The organism is Spirosoma agri (assembly GCF_010747415.1).
GTDB lineage: Bacteria > Bacteroidota > Bacteroidia > Cytophagales > Spirosomataceae > Spirosoma > Spirosoma agri.
Genome location: NZ_JAAGNZ010000022.1, coordinates 1 through 1,129, shown reverse-complemented (window position 1 = coordinate 1,129; position 1,129 = coordinate 1). Strand labels below are relative to the sequence as shown.

Here is a 1,129-nt window from a genome sequence, read left to right as displayed (position 1 = left end):
ATCCCGGTATAGCGTCAGTGAGTAGGGACCCGGCTCATTGGTGGCCGCCAGCTCGTTCTCGATCCGGAAGGCGATGGGCTGGCCGGTCAGACCCACGTAGCGGGGACTAAAGTTGATGTTGATCCGGTCAGCGATCGGCGTACAGTTCAGCAGGCTTACGGCCGTGATGGCGAAGGGTTGGCTGGGCTGCGGGGGCTCGATGGAAGCCGGGGCCACCGCCAAGCCGAAGCTCGTGCTCACACTCAGGGTACCCGGATCGGTGGCCGTCAGGATCACCCGAAACGGACTGCCCACGGTGGTGGACGCCACGCCTGACAGGGTATAGCCCGACAGACTGATGCCGGGGGGCAGCCCCTGGGCACTCAGCCGCAGGCTCCCCGGCGTCTGGTCGTCGGTGAAGGTACCCTGGGGAATGACGTAGCTGTAGCCCACGCCCACGGTAGCCGATTGGGGCGGTATGGCCGTCACCAGGCGGGGCGGAGTGTTAGCTGCCGTCGAGGCTAGACAAGCCGCCAGCCAGTCATAATCAAAGGTGGCCGCCCCGGACGTGCCGGTCTGCACCGCGCTGATACGGATGCGGGGGTTGTCCGAGTAGAGCTGGATGGTGTAGGGTCCTGGCTCGGTGGTGGGCAGCAGCTCGTTGACTACGCGAAAGGCAACAGGCTGACCGGTCAGGCCGCTGTAGCGGGGCGTGAAGCTGATGCTGTAGCGGTTAGGCAGGACGGGGGTACAGTTGAGGGTAGTCACGGCCGTGATGGCGAAGGGAGCCTCCACGACGGGTCCACTGGTCAAACTGAGCACCGCCGAGGCCGTAGCCGAACAGCCATTGGCCCCCGTGACGCTGACTGAGTAAGGTCCGGCCGCGCTGACGGCGATGCTAGGCGTTATCTCGCCCGTTGACCAGCGGAAGCCCAAGGGCACCGGACTACCGGAAGCCGAAGCGGTGAGCGTAGCCGACTGGCCCTGGGCGATGGTCAGCGATGGGTTCGCTGCGATGCTGGCGGTAGGCACCTGCTGGTCCTGACCGATAACCACATTGGCACTAGCCGTGCAGCCATTACCACTGGTGAGGGTCACTGAATAGGTTCCGGCTGCACGCACCGAGATACTGGGCGTCGTCTCGCCGGTA

The 1,129-nt window shown here is 65.0% G+C and carries 1 protein-coding gene; it reads right to left on the bottom strand.

All coding sequences use genetic code 11. The features are described from left to right. A partial coding sequence (locus tag GK091_RS29290) for a putative Ig domain-containing protein (RefSeq protein ID WP_246202476.1) occupies nucleotides 1-1,129 on the bottom strand: 1,129 nt, incomplete at both ends.